The sequence below is a fragment of the Staphylococcus sp. HMSC072H03 genome, from assembly GCF_001809305.1.
Classification (GTDB): Bacteria; Bacillota; Bacilli; order Staphylococcales; family Staphylococcaceae; genus Staphylococcus; species Staphylococcus hominis.
In genome coordinates this window covers 60,875-78,118 of the sequence record NZ_KV796883.1, presented here as the reverse complement: position 1 = coordinate 78,118, position 17,244 = coordinate 60,875, and the positions used below count along the sequence as shown (strand labels likewise).

Below are 17,244 nucleotides of genomic sequence, written 5' to 3'. Positions count from 1 at the left end.
CTATCACTTTGTATATTTCATTTTTTCTCCTGATTGCACACGTCCATTGAAATGCCTAATACGACAATCAATTTCAAACCCTCTCATAATTAAACCTTGTACGGGAGCTTGAAAAAAATAATAGAGTGGCCATAACAATTTAGGAATATAATCATATAGTTGAACAATTACTAAACGCGTTCCTTTAATTTGACGAAATTCCAATTTTCCTTGTTTTTTAGAACGTTTTTTTATAATTGAACCGCCTACTAAATTAAATGTAATTAAACTATTATCATTTACTTCTTTCTTCATTACTAATAGAGGCTTAAACTCATTACGAGTATATATTATATATCGATTTTCTATATATTTCGTGTGTAAAAATGTACCACGTGTATCATTCAGCCATTTAAAAAAATAAGCGACTAATTGTTCTAAAGACCATTTCCTAGGTAATATCATTCTTAATGCTGTCCGTATATCATTATATTTAGACACTTGTAACTCAACATTAATATGAGAGCGTTTGATATAGGTCTCAGTCGTTTCTACAGGAACACCATAGTTTTTTAAACATTGTATTGTCTCATTATCAAAGCGACTACCGCTTACGTACAAAATTTTATTTATTTTTTGTTGTGCTGCTGCTCTTGCAAAATTATCGGCTGCAATGAGATTTAAATCACGTGCAGTTGCTTGAGTAAGCTTGGCAGAATTTTTATTAGGATCTAAATAAAATACTGCAATATTCATACCTGACATTGCTGATTTAACATCTTCATAATTATAAATATCTTTTTTTAGCCATTTTATATTATGATTAAACTCTTTTTTTGTATTTGGATATTTAGATAAAGCAAACAAATTTGCATCATTTTCTATCGCACTGCTAATATTCTTACCTATATAACCACTACCACCCGCTAATAATACATTAGGTTTCATTATTCTGTTACTCCTTTTTAAAATTCTAAATATGTATATTTTTTAAATAATTGGTATAATATATGTTATATTACTATCTCAGGAGGAAGCCGAATGGCTCATATTATTCGTGAAATTAGTATAAAAGATACTGAAGCTTTGACAACATTATTAACTAAAATATATGATGAATCTGATTATACACTTTATAATCCTGGAGAATTTAACCCTAGTGTTTCTTCTATTAGTAATCTTCTAGAGCGTGTTATCACTTCTCCGAGAAATACCATATATGTAGCTGAAGAAGATGATCAACTCGTTGGATGTATATTCGTCACTACTGAAAAATACGAACGTACACAACACGAAGCAATCATTACACTTGGTGTTACTAAATTTTATCAAAAAAAAGGTATTGGACTTGCTTTAATTAATGCTGTTGAAGCTTGGGCTCTTAACCATAATATTAAACGTCTTCAAGCTTCAGTCGTTCCTGAAAATACACACGCACTCATGCTACTTAAAGGCGCTGGATTTAATATTGAAGGCGAACTTAAAAATAAATTACTGATCAACAATCAATATTTTAATAAATATATTATGGCTAAATTACTACTTTAATTACAATATGTATTATACGCTACGTTCAAAATGCAAAAAAGCAATTCGTGTTAATTACACGAATTGCTTTAGACTGTCTATGAGTTATTTAACTTTGTAGGCAGTTTTTTTATGGATTATTTATTTTATCAATTTTAAGCAATGTGGTCTTTGTTATCACTTTTACGTAAATAATATTTAATAAGCACTGCTACCACAATAAATAATCCAACTACGCCCATAATGTTATATAAGAAGTTGATTAAATCTGCAAAACCAACAAAACTTAAAATAAAGGCTGCAATCATCATAATAACAATAAATATATGATATTTTTTACTGTATGGCTCAGTGAAACGTGCAGCAAACGAATAAGTCAATCCTAAAATAGTATTATACATTACTGCTAACATAATCACTGTTAAAACTAATCCAAGCCATGGATGAATTTCGTTCGCCAATTTTAAAGTTGGAATTTGTTCATTTTTAATTTGTGAATATTCTGATTGTAGTGCAAAGTTAATCAGTGCAAGTAAAACAGTATACACTACACCGCCAAATAAAGCACCGGCACCAGATACTTGACGTTTAGATGCATCTCCACCAATCGCCACAACCGTACTAAATCCTACAGCAAAAGCTAATCCACCGTACATTAACCCTCTAATAATACCTAAGAATAAACTTGGATGATCTACTGTACTATTAACTTTACTGATAGGGATACTTCCAGCGAATAGATAATATATAGCAATAAGAACTACCATGACAATTAAGAATGGTGTAACGACCCCTAACGCTCTTACAATCTTATTAAAGTCTAATAATAGTGTTAAATAAATAACGACCGTCATAATTAACGCGCCAAGCCATGTAGGTATACCAAAGCTCTCTTCGAACGTTGCGCCTGAACCTGCAATCATCGTTACAGCAATCCCAAATAAGAAAAAGACTAGAATATAATCAAAGATTTTACTAAATTTTTGACCAAATAAATATTGTAATGTTGATTCATGGTTTGTTGCTTCAAAAGCCGTTCCAATTTTAGCGACTTGTCGCCCTATAAATCCTAAAATTAATCCTGATATTAACACGCCTATATATGACCATAAACCATAAGGCGTGAAGAATTGCATTACTTCTTGCCCTGTAGAGAATCCTGCGCCTACTACAATCCCCACATAAGCAAAACCTATTTTTATAGATTCTTTATTCAACCCCATGTATTGATTAACCTCCTTATTTTTGACACATTCAAAATTATAACGTACTAATAATAATATGCAACAGTGCATAAACGTTGTGAGACAACGCTTATCGCTTCTAAATACTAGTGTTAATACCCTTACAAACAATTTAAAAAATTTAATATTTTTAATAATTTGTCACAAAAAATTATATTTGAGTTACTAAGTAAAATATTATTAAAAAAGAGTTAGATAAAATGAATAACTATGGTTATTCATTATCTAACTCTCTTATTTCACTATATTATTTTGAACTTCCAAATTTCTTTAATTCATCAAAATTTACTATAACATTATCCATGCGTTTAGCTGAATCTTTTAACACATTTCTTGCTACATGATTATTAGGATCTAATTTTAAAATTTGTTTAGCTACTTTAAACGCTTCAGAATCTGAAATAATTGGATCAGGTATAGCATATAATAATAGCATTTGAAGCAAACTTTTTATTTCTTTACCATTTGTTAACTGAATAGAAGCATCTGCATGATAATATGCCGCTTCTAAAGCACCTTCCACTTCACTCAAAGGATAGACTAATAATAAAAATGCTAAATCATGTAATTCTGCTGTTTCATTAGCCTTCATCATATCTAATATACAAGTATAAAACATAATGTTTTCTTGTTCATGAGCACAGGATATATATACTTCTTCGAATTCCATAAAATCAATATTGGACATTATATTTTTAATTTCTTCAAATTTACCGTTCAGAACGTAAAATTTAATATCTTCTTGTAGCATAATGTCCACCTACTTTCATCATCAATATCATGCTATTTATTTTACCATATTCATTTTGGATAATCATTTTATAACCTTTTTTTTATATAAAAAAAACATCAAAATTTATCATTACTTATTTAAATGCTGTAGACTTAAATGAAGAACGATTCACTTCTTGAATCGCTTCATTAGCAGTTTTACCAACACTTAAAGACATTGCTGCTGTAAAACTTCCTTCTACAATGGGTGCATTTACTTTGTAAATATGATACTTACCTTTATACATATCAATTGCTAAATCGATATTCATTTCTGATGATCCTAAATCATAAAAACATAATGCATCATCATCTAACTGATTAATCAATTGTTCAATATCATCATATGAAGTTCCAATTTCACCATTTACTCCACCATAAGCAATCACATTTATGTCATTTGTCATTTTATTTAATAAATTTTTAGTTCCCTTAGCTATTTCTTCACTATGACTAATAATAACTATAGTTGTCATCATTTCAACTCCAGTCAATCAATTAAATAACGAATTTGATTTTTTATTAAAGTGAACCTTAATCAACGTGTGTTTTCATTATAAAATAACTTATCTGAAAGCGCGAATATTTGTGTATTAGACAAAACATTAGTCATTGACTGCCTATACATTAAAAATGACTGAGATAGGTATCCAACATCATAATAATTGTAGCTATATTGCTGAAGTTATAATCAATCTTATCTTTTTTCAAGTAAATTGTAAGTGACTAAAAGTGGTTTCCCTGTTCTAGGATCTTTTCCTAATACTGCATCTATATTAAACACACTTTCTAATATCTCTTTAGATAATACTTGGTCAGTAGGTCCATTATCTATAATGTGTCCTTCTTTCATGATTAACAAATAATCCGAAAATCGAATTGCCTGATTGATATCATGTAAGACCATAACGATCGTACACCCTAATTCTTTATTCAAATGTTGCACCAATTCTAAAATTTCTAACTGATGAGAAATATCTAAGTACGTTGTAGGTTCATCAAGAAAAATAATATCTGTTTTTTGTGCTAAAGCCATTGCTATCCATACACGTTGTCTTTGTCCCCCACTTAAATCATTAATCGATTGATGACGAAATTCTGTAATGCCTGTTACGTTTAATGACCATTCAATTTCATCTTTATCTTTTTTAGATAATCGTCCAAATCCTTTTTGATGAGGAAAACGTCCATATGAAACGAGTTCTTCAACTGTTATACTGTCAGTCACTGTTGGAGTTTGAGGTAAAATTGCAATTTTTTTAGCTACTTCTTTTGTAGATTGATGTTGAATGTTTTGATTATCAAGTAATACTTCTCCTTTTTTCACTTCAATCAGTCTTGAGAGTGCTTTCAATAATGTAGATTTCCCACAACCATTCGGTCCAATAATTGATGTGACTTTACCATCACGTATTTGAACATCTAATTCTTTTATAATTGTCGTATTTCTATATCCTATATCTACTTGAGATGCATTTAAACGATTCATATATAGGCCCTACCTTTGTACAAAAAATATTTACGACATCTATTGATAATCGTTCTCAATTAATTATTGCTATTATACCATTTATACACATTTTTGACTATTCTTTTTACTATGAGACGATTATAAAAAATAACCCTAAAAATCTGAGATATACATAAAACGCCTCAAATTTTTAGGGCCCTTTTTTATTCATCGATTAAAAAACCATTTCCATAAACATCACGCACGTCATGAATAACCAAGAAAGCATTCTTATCTATTTTTTTTATAATTCGTTTGGCACGAGTTACTTGAGTTTTAGCTACAACAACATACAAAACGTCTTTTTCTTCTCTACTATAATAACCATGTCCATTCAATATAGTAAGGCCTCTACCAACTTGTTCATCAATAGCCTTAGCTACCTCTTCAGGTTTGCTAGAAATAATTGTCATTGCTTTTTTTGTATTAAGTCCTTCTATAACATAATCCATTACTTTCGTGCCTATATAAAGTGAAATCACAGTTACCAATGCTTTACTTAACGGTAGTACTGTTAAAGAAATGGCTACTACGATTAAATCAAAAAATAATAATGCGTATGCTGTACTAACATCTAAGTATTTATTAGCTATTCTTGCTAATATTGTTGTTCCAGCTGTAGTGCCACCTGCTAAAACGATTATTCCAATACCTAGTCCAACACTTGTGCCGCCAAATACTGCATTGATGATGACATTACCTGTTTCTACGTGCCATGATTCTGTAAGACTTAAGAAAACAGAAATAAGTACAGTAGCAATAATTGTTAATATCGTACTTTTTTTACTTAAAAATTTATACCCAATAACAATCAATATTGCATTAGCAATGAAGTTAGTGAGCGCTGGTGAAATATGAAAAGCGTAATATAATACAATAGCAATACCTGTGACGCCACCTTCACCTAAATTACCTGATATAATAAATGCATTGACTCCTGCTGAAAAGATAAAAGAGCCTTGTATAACTAAAAGTATATTTTTTATATTTTTGTTCAAAAACACTCACTCCTTTTACGACTATAACGATTAAAATGTTAGCATAGTCTCATCATTCCCTACAATATGCTTTTTAAAAATAAATGTATTAATAAATTTTAAATATCTTAAAATATAAAGATTTAATTTAAATAAGATACATATTCATCTTTAAATCTAATGTACTAATAAAAAATACGTGGAAATTTTCTGAATTTTTCGTTTACTTATAAATATTAGTTTGCTATACTATGTATAACTTCTTAATTACAAGAAGTTATCTCCTTTGTGTTGTTTATAGTAACAAAACAAATTTTGCTCGAAGTACTGTGACAGTACCTAGTCCTTACCGTTACAAGTACATTAATATTCATTTCCCATAAAAACCAAGTATATAAAGTGTCTCCTCACTTTGCATGCTTGGTTTTTATCATGCAATAAAATGAATAATAAAAATAGGAGTGACATAGAATTCTTTTCGAATTCAATGTTCACTCCTAATGGTTGACTATAAAATGATTTAAATTTTAATACCTTACCATGCAAATAAACCAACAAATGCTGCAGTAAGTAGTGAAACTAAAATACCTGATAATAACATCATCGGTACATATTTTGAAACAAAATCTGATGTTTTCTTATCAACTATACCCTTTAATGTACCAACAATCATCCCAATTGTAGAGAAGTTTGCAAATGAAACTAAGAATGTTGATATCACTGCACGACGATGTGCGCTATATGTGTCAATTACTTTTGTAATTTCACCCATAACTACAAATTCGTTTGTAACGATTTTTTTGGACATCTGTTGTGCCACTATCCATGCCTCACCCCATGGTAAGCCAAGCAATAAAGCAAATGGATACATAAAGACGCCTAAGATTTGGTTTAAACCAAAACTACCTTTCATACCCATCCAACTGCCTACTAATCCAGTAATCAAATTAATAAAACGATCTAAAAAATCAGCCAACGCGACAAAACTAATAACAAAAGCGATAATAATTAATACTAATTTACCTGCATTTAATACTGAATCTCCTAAAAATGAGAAGAAAGGTTGACGTTCAATTTTTTCATCATTATTAATGCTATAGATAATATCTTCTTTTTCTTCAACAGTAACAGGATTTAAAATAGAAGCGACAATAATTGCATTAATAATATTTAAAGGAATCGCCGTTAACACTAATTCACCAGGAATCATTTGAACATAGGCACCTACAATAGCTCCAGAAATAGAACTCATTGACATCATTGCAACTGTTAATACACGCATTTCGTTCATACGCTTAAGTTGTTCATTAGAGACTGCAAGCGCCTCTGTATTTCCTAAAAACATCATTTCGATACCAAAGAATGATTCAAATTTAGGTTGACGTGTAATTTTCGCAAGTACAAAACCAATTCCTCCAATAATTTTAGGAAGAATATTAAAATACATAAGAATATCAAATAGTGGAACAACTAATAAAATTGGAAATAATGCACTCACTGCCATATCCATTTGTTTACCACTTGTAAAACTACTGAATGCAAAACCTGTTCCAGTATGAGCTGATTGAATAACCCAAGCAATGGCAGCTGCTAAACCTTCAACAATCGATCTTCCAATTTGGAAATATACAAAGAACCATGCTAAGAATACATTTAAAAGAACTAAGATTAATATAGACTTCCATTGAATATGTTTGCGATCACTAGAAAATAAAACTGCTATTCCTAAAAACACAAGTAATCCAATGATATTTATTAGTAAAAACATAAGACACCTACCCACATTTTAAAATTAATATGTATCACATTACCCTTAAATAGAACCGTACTATTTTCATAAAATAACAACTAATGTTCTGTAAAAAATACATTTAACATTATACCACGAGAAAATGTTCGTTAAAATAACATATTTAATAAAATAATTGTCTATTTTTCTTTTTTGATGTTATTTATCATAAATACCATTTAAACTTAATACGGTTATATAGAAAAAGAATGGGAAAACGAATTCAAAGTAAATTTTTCCCATTCTTTATGTCATTTGATTTTATGATTCATTTTCATGAATATCATTATGAATATAGTCTGCTATAAATTTAGAAGATTGACCTTTTTCAATTGAACAAAAATCATTATAGAACGCTTCAATTTTATCTTTATATTTTTCTTTATGTGTATCTAAATGTTTTAATTCTTCAGCAAGTTTAAATTCATCTGTAATAATTTCTCCTGGTAAATCTTCCATATAATTCATATAGAAGCCACGAAGACCTTTATCGTATTTTTCGATATCATAAGCAAAGAAAAATTGAGGACGTTTTAAAATACCATAATCAAACATCACTGACGAGTAGTCAGTAATAAGCGCATCAGATATTAAATATAATTCTGAAATATCATTATAATTTGAAACATCAATAGCAAAGTCATCGTATCCAGTTAGATCTAATGCATTTGCAATAAGATAATGCATTCTTAGTAAAATGACATAGTCATCTCCAATTTGCTCTTTTAAATTAGCTAAATTTATTTTCAAATCAAATAAATATTGACCTTTTTTAACGAATTCATCATCTCTCCAAGTTGGCGCATACATAATGACTTTTTTATCTTTTGGTAAATTTAAATCTTTTTTAATTTGTTCTATATACTCAGTATCATTTTGTCTTGTAACTAATACATCATTTCTTGGATAGCCAATTTCCCAAATTCTTTCTTCATTCATCCAAAAAGCAGACTTAAAGATATCCGTAGAATAACGGTTTGGAGATACTAAATAATTCCAACGAGATGCTTCTGTATAAAAATTCTTTTTATAATTTGCTGTTGTTGTTCCTGGCATTCTTACCACTTTCATATCATTTGCTAAACGTTTTAACGGTGTACCGTGCCAAGTTTGAATATACATTTGATTCTCTTTTTTATTTAAATACAATGGTAATCGAGCATTCGAAATCCAGTATTTCGCTTTAGCATAAGCCTCATAATATTCTTTGGATCCTTTTTTCACTTTAGTTGCATTTCCAGGAATAATATTGTTATTAGGCTTAGAAAAGACCCAAATATATTTATATTGTGGATAGTGTTGTTGCATATATTCATATATATACTTTGGACTATCACTGTAATTTTTACCACCAAATGACTCAAATATAATCGTATGTGGATCTACCATATTTTCATTATCAGTAAGTTGATATTTAGCACGTTCTTTCATTTTATTGTTTGTTAGAATACTTTTAAATAAACGTGTTTTTTTACGTAATTCATTCACATATCTTGCATTCTCAATGTCATCCATAGATAAAAACATGATTTCAAGATTATATAACAACTTACCATCTTTAATGATATTCCATTTTAGTGCTTTTACTACTTTAACTAGAGTGTGTTCTAAAGCAATATATCTTGCTTTAATATCTCTAAGCGAAGGATCAAAACCTTTTTTAATTTCATTTTTCATTCTTTGGACTAAAAATTTCTTAACTTCTTTATTTGTAGTTCTTTGTATAGCATCAAAGAAACTATTTGTATAGTCTTCAAATTTATCAATAAAATCTTGATCACTTAATGTATTACCATTAAATGGATCATATACTTCACCACGATAATAAAACGGAAAATTAACAATTCTAACAAAATGTTCAGCATATTTCAGATAATCTAATACAAATGAATTATCAATAAAAATGCTTAAATCTTCATTAAATTTAATGTCATGTGCTTTAATAATTGCATTTCTAAATAAAATATTACATGCAGTTTCTTTTCGTAAAATTGAATTAGGATATGAATGATGTGATCGATACTGCAAACGTATCTTATCTTTATCTACATATTGAGGACGTTGCATTGTAAATTTGTGTACCGGTGCAATTAATGTATCTAAACCATTAATATGATTTAAATAATATTCAATAGCATATGAGGCTAATTGATCATCCGCATCTAAAAACATCACGTATTGACCTTTTGCTAAGTCTAAAGCGATATTTCTAGCATGTGCATGACCAGTATTTGTTTCAAGTTGAATAAACGTCACATCTTTATCATAAGATGCTAACGTTTTATTTAAGATTTGTGTTGAATGATCCGTAGAACCATCATCTACAATAATGATCTCAAAATCTTGATTCCTTTGAGTTTTTAAGCTATTAATACAATCTTCAATATATTCTTCACTATTAAAATATGTAATAATTATTGATAGTTTATTCAATATCATTCTCTCCAATTTTATTTATGTTTATTCAATTAATTTTTAAGCAATGTGTTTGTGTACTAACTATATCTTATCAGTCTAAGATTTTTTCATCTACACTGTAAAATTATAGATTACTTTATCATCGTGATATTTGGATGTTCGACATCCATTATTTATTTAAATTTTGTGTAGTCACAAATTGATGATATTTCTCATGATATTTCATTAATTCGTCATGTGTACCTTCACCTGTCACACGTCCTTGATCAATAAAAATAATTTGACCTGCCTTTTTAATCGTAGACAGACGGTGTGCAATCACTATTGTTGTTCTACCTTTCATCAATACTTCTAAAGCTTCTTGAATTTTTTGTTCACTTTCACTATCAAGATTTGCAGTAGCTTCATCAAGTAACAATATGTCTGGATTTTTCACAAAACTTCTAGCGATATCAATACGTTGTCGTTGCCCCCCGGACAGTTTTAATCCACGTTCGCCCACTAATGTATCGTATCCTTCATCAAATTGCATAATAAAGTCATGACAGTTTGCTAGTTTTGCATATTTAATTAGTTCTTCATCAGAGACATTACGGTTAATACCATATAAGATATTATCTCGAATTGTTCCTGTCATCATAGAGTTTGACTGCATGACATATCCAATTTTGCTACGCCAATTTGTAATTGGAATATCGTAAATACTTTCATTACCATATGTAATATCACCATTATCGATATCATACATACGTTCAATTAAATTAAAAATAGTGCTTTTCCCAGAACCTGAAGGACCAACAAACGCACTAATATCGCCCTGAGGTATACGAAATGATACATGATCAAGAATCGTTTTTACATCATATTTAAATTCTACGTTATTAAATTCAAGTGCTCCATTCTCAATGTTGATATTAGCAATGGGTTTTAACTGTTCCATCGGTTCCACGGGTTCTTGCATAATTTCATAAATACGTTGACTTGCGCCTACAGCTTTTTTGTAATCAGTAACGAGTGTAGATAAGTTCATAAGCGGCATAGATAACTGCATCACATAAAAAATCATAGCTATTAAAGCACCTGCTGTAATAGCACCAGTAGCAATTCTAATGGCACCAAATCCTAAAATAATGGCTATCATTAATAACATAATTACACTTGAAATAGGTTGAATAATCGCTACTATTTTTGCTTGTCTTAAACCTAATTTATATATTTCATTTAAGTTATAATGTGCATTATTTAATTCTTTTTGTTCAGTATTAGAAATTTTTACTAAACGCATTTCTGTCAATACACGACCTAATAACCCACTAAAATTGGCAATTTCTGCTTGGGTATATTTTGAAATTTTTTGCATACGTCTTCCAAGTGGAATCATAATACCCATAAATATTGGAATAGCTATGAAAGTCAGTAAAGTCATTTGCCAGTCCATAATAAACAGCATAATAATAGAACCAATCAATGTGATAATAGCTGGTAGTAATTGTGGTAATTTTTGAGAGATAAAATCGTTAATGACCTTAGTATCATCAGTTAAACGACTCATCAACTGACCACTTTCATTTTTGTCAAAAAATGGCATTTTCAGTTTAATCATGTGCTCCCACAATAATGAACGAATACCATAAATCATTTTTTCTCCAATTTTACTTAAGAGGTAAATACCTAAACCGCTAAGTAATGCATTAATGATAAATATACTTGCAAATAGAACGACAATATTCCAATTAATATTATTAGTAGAAAATTTATCTACTAAGCGACCTGTAAACAGTGGAATCAATAATCCGCTAAGACTTCCTAACGAAGAAATGATAACAGCAGTTATTATTAAACCATAAGGCCAAGACAATCGTTTAAATAGAAAAAATAATGGATTGTGTTGTTTCATAAATAAACCTCTTTAATCATCAATTTGTATTTGTATTTTTGATATTATATTTAGTGTTTATCCTAATTTAAATGTACATTAAAATGTATTTTAACTGGTAATTTGATTGATTGTTCTTAGTATAGCATTTTATTTAAAATGTTTTATTACATAAAAATAGGAGTGCCCTAGAATTCGTTTTGAATTCACTGTTCACTCCCAAAAGGATGAGTCAAATCAAACAAATTATTGTTATCTACTTGATTTAATCAAAGATTGAGACATAGCTAAACTTCTAAGGCGTTTATATATGCCTTCAATACATTATTATTTTGCATCTTTTCCGTATAGCTCTTGTTTAATTTTAGTTGTTGAAATACCCTCCGTGCGTTTTAGGTATACAACTTCACATTTGTCTTTTAGGAAGTCAAATTGACTTTCCCAGTCATGGCCCATAACAAACACATCAACATCATAACGATCAACGTCTGTTTCTTTTTGACCCCATCCATCTTCTGGAATCACTAAATCAACGTAACGAATAGATTCTAACATCATTTTACGTTGTTCAAAATCATAATAAGATTTTTTATTTTTAATTTGGTTAAATTCATCTGTAGATAAAGCTACAATTAAATAATCACCCATTTCACGAGCTCTTCTTAGTAATTCTATATGACCATAATGTAATAAATCATATGTACCATATGTAATGACTCTTCTCATATTTCCTTTCTCCTTTACAAATATTTAACATTAATTAATAATCTTAATTTAGCATAAATATATTTAACATACCATTAATTTTATATTGACCAGACCCTTTCTCATTTACTTATTCATTATACGTTTCAATGATTGCTTTCCACTGAATGCTAATTTTTTAGGCATTACTTGTGCTTGAAAACGTAAAAAACCAGGTCTCCCAATTCCTACATCAATAAGTGTATGTCTCCATAACTCATAGGTCTCACGTGTCCAATGAGTCGCACTTTGCTCTACGGCTTGTACTATTCTAAACAACGCTTCTCCAGAATAATTTGTATGTTGCATATCTCTGATATATTGAGTGATTTTGTCTATAATTTGAAGTGTCACTTTACTGTATTTTATTAAATATGCTTGAATGAGATAGCTGACAATTAAGTCATCCATTCGATAACTATAATATGCTTTTTCGTTGACAAGTAATAACATATCCATGACTTCACATCGAACTTTTCTAGCATCTTCTAAGTAAGATATAAACGTATCTGCACGTTGATCTGTAATAGAACCTTCTCGCTCATTGTATCCATATACTATAAAAGGAACTAGTTGGATATCCCTTGCCATTAAATAAGCACGAGTGACAAATGTATGTTCTTCACAAAATACTACATCTTCATCGAATCTTAGTGTATTAAATTTAGCTTTGAATAACTTGCCACCTGGTCCAATAGATTGAAGTATTTCTGGCGCTTCTGCTAAAGAAACTATTGCTTCACGATGAATGTCTTCGTGTGTTGGAATAACTTTCCAGTCGCCATTCAATCCTCTACCGATTTGCCCAATCACAATATCTAGATGCTCATTTTTTTCATAATATTGAATCATTTGATCCATTTTTCCAGGTAAAAATTGATCATCTGCATCTAAGAACATAAACGCATCGATATCATCTGACATTGCAGAAAGACCCATATTTCTACTTTTTGCCGCTCCTTGATTGTCTTGATGATAAACAATGAGATGTTTAACTTCTTTTTGCAATTCAGTTAACACTTGTTTTGTACGATCTGTTGATCCATCGTTAATACAAATAATTTCTACGTCATGTGTTGTATCAATCGATTTAACTGCTTTTCGAATTGTATTTTCAGCATTGTATACTGGAATAATAACCGCTAATTTCATTCTTTCACCAACTTTTCAATAAATTTCAATACGTTTTCTAAGCTTTTTTCACTATTATATTTATGCCAATTTTTAAATAATGGTTTTATTTCTTTTTCATTATATTTAATCTTAGTCACTAATTCATCTATATGTTTCACTTTATAAAATGTTGGAATATCGCGATAAAATTGATTCAATCCACGTACCTCTTCATACTCTTCTTCGTCAAATACATAAAATAATGTAGGCTTATTGAGTAAACTAGCTTCTATTGGTAGAGAGCTATAATCACTAATAATAATATCAGCCATCATTATTAGTTCTGATGTTGGCGCAATATGCTCACTATTAGGGATTGATGGATGAAGTTGATTAATGAGAGTATAGTTGGGTAATTGCTTTTCAAAATATACTTTATCAATTTGACGATTATCCATTTGATTTTCACGATAAGTAGGCACATATAATGCTAATTTATTAGGAATATTATAATATTTTTTTAACTTTTTTTGCTCCGTCTTAAGGTCTAGTTTAAAATATTTGGTTAATCGAGGTAGACCCAACTTAAGCATTTGAGTGCGCTTAGCGTCAAAAGCACTTTCAAAACATTTACTCATCTCTTCTCCACCGACTAAATAATAATCAGTAGCCTTATAAACGCTTTTATATTGTTGAACCATTTTTTTATTATTTAAATCTACTTGATGATCCGTTAAACCAAAATTTTTTAAAGCACCTGAAGCATGCCATGTTTGGATGATGGTCTGTCCTTTTTTCTTATGATACCCTCCGAGCATAAGATAATATGTATCAATCACAATCACTTTTGCTGTACTTATCGTCTTGATATGTCTCACTATATGATTATTTCCTGCAGGAACAAAAGATACATTTTTAAATTGCTTTAGCTTAGCCCATTCTTTTTCTTTAGCAATGACTGTTAATTCATAACCTTTCTGATTTAATTGCTCAATTATTGGCATAACGTCTTCGGGAAATGTCATTAAAATCGCAATATGATTCGATTTTAGTCGTTTAAATCTAAAAATTTGGTTTACGATAGTAATAAGTGTCATATAAATATTTTTTATCACTACTCTTGTCATCATTTAATCCCCTTACTCGTTAATAAAATAATTTATAAAGAAAGAGTAGGACAGAAATACATTGATTTTGTCTCTACTCCTTATCCTTTTCACATACATCTCTATCGACATCGTCGATATTTTATATTTATTCATGATATATATACTAAAGAGCTTGAAATGCAATCTAATACATTTCAGGCTCTCTACTAATAAATGTAAGTATTGATTTATCTAGCACACATTTTATAAGAAATCTGCAAAATGATCTCGATATCTACGATGTAATATAGACCCTAATACAAAGAATACTAAAATAATAATAATATTATAAAGAAGTAATCTCCAATGTTCAATAAAGTACCATTGATGGAATAAAATTGCTGCACGGTAAGACTCAGCTAAAAAGTATACAGGGTTAAATTTCATAATGTCATTAATTACGCTACTAATTCCAGTATCTTTTGGTATCCATAAAATAGGAGACATATAGAATAAAATTCTTAGTAATGCTTGCATAATCATCTGTGTGTCACGAACAATGATTCCAAGTGTTGAAGTAAAAAGTGCTACAGAAGCCACAAAGAAAAATGTTAGTGGTACGTAAATTAACAATTGTACAATATGGATAGACGGCATAATACCATTTCCCATACAAATTGCAATAATAAGTGCTAATAAGCCAATATGGCCATAAAATTTACTTGTTACGATATAAGTTGGAATAATTGATAAAGGAAAATTCATTTTCGCTACTTGGTTAAACTTCATAGATACTGATTTCGTACCTTCAAGAATACCTTGGTTAACAAAGAACCACATGCTAATTCCTACTAGTAACCATAAAATAAATGGAATGCCATGTATCGGTTGATTACTACGAATTCCCATACCGAAGACAAACCAATACACCATAATTTGAAGTGCTGGGTTAAGTAATTCCCAAGCCATACCTAAGTAATTATTTGTATTTGTTATTTTAATTTGAAATTGTGCAAGTCGTTGCACTAAATAAAAGTTTTTTATATGTTCTTTAAAAACAGTTCCTACTGCCGACATTGAAATAAACCACACTTTCAATTGTAAATTCATAATGGCTTTTAATTTCTTTAACTACTGATTAAAATCGTTTTATTATAAAATTTCTAAATCAACGTTTAAAATGATTCATATAAATCCATTATATATTTACGCAACTTATTCGTCGAAAATTTTATTAGGATAGATTTAATTCAGAAAAGAAAGTAAAATTAATATATTGTTTACAAAAAAGATACAAAATCTCATATACACTTTACACTAGGTTAATAAATTTAACAACTATTGAGTGATGTATTATAATCTATATAATAAATCATAAGAAAGGAAAAATCATGAGCGTATCTGTTAACATAAATCATGTGACAAAAGAATATCGAATATATCGCAATAATAAAGAACGTATCAAAGATGCGTTAATTCCTAAAAATAAAAACAAAACCTTCTTTGCTTTAAATGATGTGTCTATTACTGCTTATGAAGGTGATGTGATTGGTTTAGTAGGTATAAATGGTTCAGGAAAATCCACGTTAAGCAATATGATTGGTGGTTCATTATCTCCAAGTTCTGGAAATATAGATCGTCATGGTGAAGTAAGTGTCATCGCCATTAATGCCGGTTTAAATGGGAGACTGACGGGCATTGAAAATATTGAATTTAAAATGCTTTGTATGGGGTTTAAAAAGAAAGAAATTAAAAGACTTATGCCTCAAGTTATTGAATTTAGTGAGCTTGGCGAATTCATTTATCAACCTGTTAAAAACTATTCAAGCGGTATGCGTGCGAAACTTGGTTTCTCTATCAATGTAACGATTAATCCTGACATTTTAGTTATCGATGAAGCACTATCTGTTGGCGATCAAACATTTACTCAAAAATGTTTAGATAAAATATATGAGTTTAAAGAAGCAAATAAAACGATTTTCTTTGTAAGTCATAATATCAGACAAGTGCGTGAATTCTGTACTAAAATCGCTTGGATTGAAGGTGGAAAGCTAAAAGAATTTGGTGAATTAGATACAGTGTTACCTAAATATGAGCAATTTTTAAAAGATTTTAAGAAAAAATCTAAAAAAGATCAAAAAGCATTTAGACAACAACTTGATGAAAAACGGTTTGTTGTAAAGTAAAAGAGGTAGAGACCTAAGCGAT

15 protein-coding genes are annotated in these 17,244 nt (G+C 29.5%); 2 read left to right on the top strand and 13 right to left on the bottom strand.

Annotation, left to right across the window (positions count from 1 at the left end; translation table 11 throughout):
• Positions 1–3: 3 nt before the first annotated feature.
• Positions 4–927 (bottom strand): NAD(P)H-binding protein, encoded by a 924-nt coding sequence (locus HMPREF2578_RS06375; protein ID WP_017176002.1) that lies wholly within the window; start codon positions 925–927, stop codon positions 4–6.
• 93 nt (positions 928–1,020) lie between these two features.
• Between HMPREF2578_RS06375 and HMPREF2578_RS06370 the strand changes: the two genes are divergently transcribed.
• On the top strand, positions 1,021–1,527 hold the full coding sequence (locus tag HMPREF2578_RS06370) for a GNAT family N-acetyltransferase (RefSeq protein ID WP_017176003.1): 507 nt from the start codon (positions 1,021–1,023) through the stop codon (positions 1,525–1,527).
• 134 nt (positions 1,528–1,661) lie between these two features.
• On the opposite strand, the gene HMPREF2578_RS06365 is transcribed toward HMPREF2578_RS06370, so the two are convergent.
• From HMPREF2578_RS06365 to HMPREF2578_RS06310, 12 genes are all read right to left on the bottom strand, one after another.
• A complete protein-coding gene (locus HMPREF2578_RS06365) occupies positions 1,662–2,729 on the bottom strand; it encodes a YkvI family membrane protein (RefSeq protein ID WP_049415468.1) in 1,068 nt (355 codons plus the stop codon).
• 268 nt (positions 2,730–2,997) lie between these two features.
• A complete protein-coding gene (locus tag HMPREF2578_RS06360; RefSeq protein ID WP_017176005.1) occupies positions 2,998–3,501 on the bottom strand; it encodes a hypothetical protein in 504 nt (167 codons plus the stop codon).
• Between the two features lie 115 nt (positions 3,502–3,616).
• Complete coding sequence (dhaM, locus tag HMPREF2578_RS06355) at positions 3,617–3,997, bottom strand: dihydroxyacetone kinase phosphoryl donor subunit DhaM (protein ID WP_017176006.1); 381 nt, start codon at positions 3,995–3,997, stop codon at positions 3,617–3,619.
• A 221-nt stretch (positions 3,998–4,218) separates the two neighbouring features.
• The gene (locus HMPREF2578_RS06350; RefSeq protein ID WP_017176007.1) at positions 4,219–5,010 is read right to left on the bottom strand and encodes an ABC transporter ATP-binding protein; all 792 of its coding nucleotides are present in this window, start codon (positions 5,008–5,010) and stop codon (positions 4,219–4,221) included.
• 185 nt (positions 5,011–5,195) lie between these two features.
• On the bottom strand, positions 5,196–6,029 hold the full coding sequence (locus HMPREF2578_RS06345; RefSeq protein ID WP_070508323.1) for a YitT family protein: 834 nt from the start codon (positions 6,027–6,029) through the stop codon (positions 5,196–5,198).
• A gap of 514 nt (positions 6,030–6,543) precedes the next feature.
• Positions 6,544–7,776: a NupC/NupG family nucleoside CNT transporter gene (locus HMPREF2578_RS06340; protein WP_070508322.1), complete on the bottom strand. Its 1,233-nt coding sequence runs from the start codon at positions 7,774–7,776 to the stop codon at positions 6,544–6,546.
• A gap of 282 nt (positions 7,777–8,058) precedes the next feature.
• A complete protein-coding gene (locus HMPREF2578_RS10860; protein ID WP_079118803.1) occupies positions 8,059–10,230 on the bottom strand; it encodes a bifunctional glycosyltransferase/CDP-glycerol:glycerophosphate glycerophosphotransferase in 2,172 nt (723 codons plus the stop codon).
• A gap of 154 nt (positions 10,231–10,384) precedes the next feature.
• Positions 10,385–12,112, bottom strand: a complete 1,728-nt coding sequence (locus HMPREF2578_RS06330) for an ABC transporter ATP-binding protein (RefSeq protein ID WP_070508321.1) — start codon at positions 12,110–12,112, stop codon at positions 10,385–10,387.
• Between the two features lie 306 nt (positions 12,113–12,418).
• Positions 12,419–12,817, bottom strand: a complete 399-nt coding sequence (gene tagD / locus HMPREF2578_RS06325; RefSeq protein ID WP_070508320.1) for a glycerol-3-phosphate cytidylyltransferase — start codon at positions 12,815–12,817, stop codon at positions 12,419–12,421.
• Between the two features lie 105 nt (positions 12,818–12,922).
• Positions 12,923–13,987 carry a glycosyltransferase family 2 protein gene (locus HMPREF2578_RS06320; protein ID WP_017176013.1) on the bottom strand — a complete coding sequence of 355 codons (1,065 nt, stop codon included), beginning with the start codon at positions 13,985–13,987 and terminating at the stop codon, positions 12,923–12,925.
• Entirely contained in the window at positions 13,984–15,078 is a 1,095-nt protein-coding gene (gene tarB, locus HMPREF2578_RS06315; protein WP_025987151.1) for a teichoic acid glycerol-phosphate primase TarB, read from the bottom strand. Before tarB ends, HMPREF2578_RS06320 begins: the two co-directional genes overlap by 4 nt.
• Positions 15,079–15,300: 222 nt before the next feature.
• Complete coding sequence (locus HMPREF2578_RS06310; RefSeq protein ID WP_017176015.1) at positions 15,301–16,113, bottom strand: ABC transporter permease; 813 nt, start codon at positions 16,111–16,113, stop codon at positions 15,301–15,303.
• A gap of 314 nt (positions 16,114–16,427) precedes the next feature.
• On the opposite strand from HMPREF2578_RS06310, the gene tagH reads away from it, so the two are divergent.
• Complete coding sequence (tagH, locus tag HMPREF2578_RS06305; protein ID WP_017176016.1) at positions 16,428–17,222, top strand: teichoic acids export ABC transporter ATP-binding subunit TagH; 795 nt, start codon at positions 16,428–16,430, stop codon at positions 17,220–17,222.
• Positions 17,223–17,244: the final 22 nt, after the last annotated feature.

Bases quoted from the DNA above. Each gene is read 5' to 3' on its own strand.
- HMPREF2578_RS06350 (WP_017176007.1), bottom strand. From the start codon at position 5,010: ATGAATCGTTTAAATGCATCTCAAGTAGATATAGGATATAGAAATACG.
- dhaM (WP_017176006.1), bottom strand. From the start codon at position 3,997: ATGACAACTATAGTTATTATTAGTCATAGTGAAGAAATAGCTAAGGGA.
- HMPREF2578_RS06365 (WP_049415468.1), bottom strand. From the start codon at position 2,729: ATGGGGTTGAATAAAGAATCTATAAAAATAGGTTTTGCTTATGTGGGG.
- HMPREF2578_RS06340 (WP_070508322.1), bottom strand. From the start codon at position 7,776: ATGTTTTTACTAATAAATATCATTGGATTACTTGTGTTTTTAGGAATA.
- HMPREF2578_RS06330 (WP_070508321.1), bottom strand. From the start codon at position 12,112: ATGAAACAACACAATCCATTATTTTTTCTATTTAAACGATTGTCTTGG.
- HMPREF2578_RS06375 (WP_017176002.1), bottom strand. From the start codon at position 927: ATGAAACCTAATGTATTATTAGCGGGTGGTAGTGGTTATATAGGTAAG.
- tagH (WP_017176016.1), top strand. From the start codon at position 16,428: ATGAGCGTATCTGTTAACATAAATCATGTGACAAAAGAATATCGAATA.
- HMPREF2578_RS06360 (WP_017176005.1), bottom strand. From the start codon at position 3,501: ATGCTACAAGAAGATATTAAATTTTACGTTCTGAACGGTAAATTTGAA.
- tarB (WP_025987151.1), bottom strand. From the start codon at position 15,078: ATGATGACAAGAGTAGTGATAAAAAATATTTATATGACACTTATTACT.
- HMPREF2578_RS06310 (WP_017176015.1), bottom strand. From the start codon at position 16,113: ATGTCGGCAGTAGGAACTGTTTTTAAAGAACATATAAAAAACTTTTAT.
- tagD (WP_070508320.1), bottom strand. From the start codon at position 12,817: ATGAGAAGAGTCATTACATATGGTACATATGATTTATTACATTATGGT.
- HMPREF2578_RS06320 (WP_017176013.1), bottom strand. From the start codon at position 13,987: ATGAAATTAGCGGTTATTATTCCAGTATACAATGCTGAAAATACAATT.
- HMPREF2578_RS06370 (WP_017176003.1), top strand. From the start codon at position 1,021: ATGGCTCATATTATTCGTGAAATTAGTATAAAAGATACTGAAGCTTTG.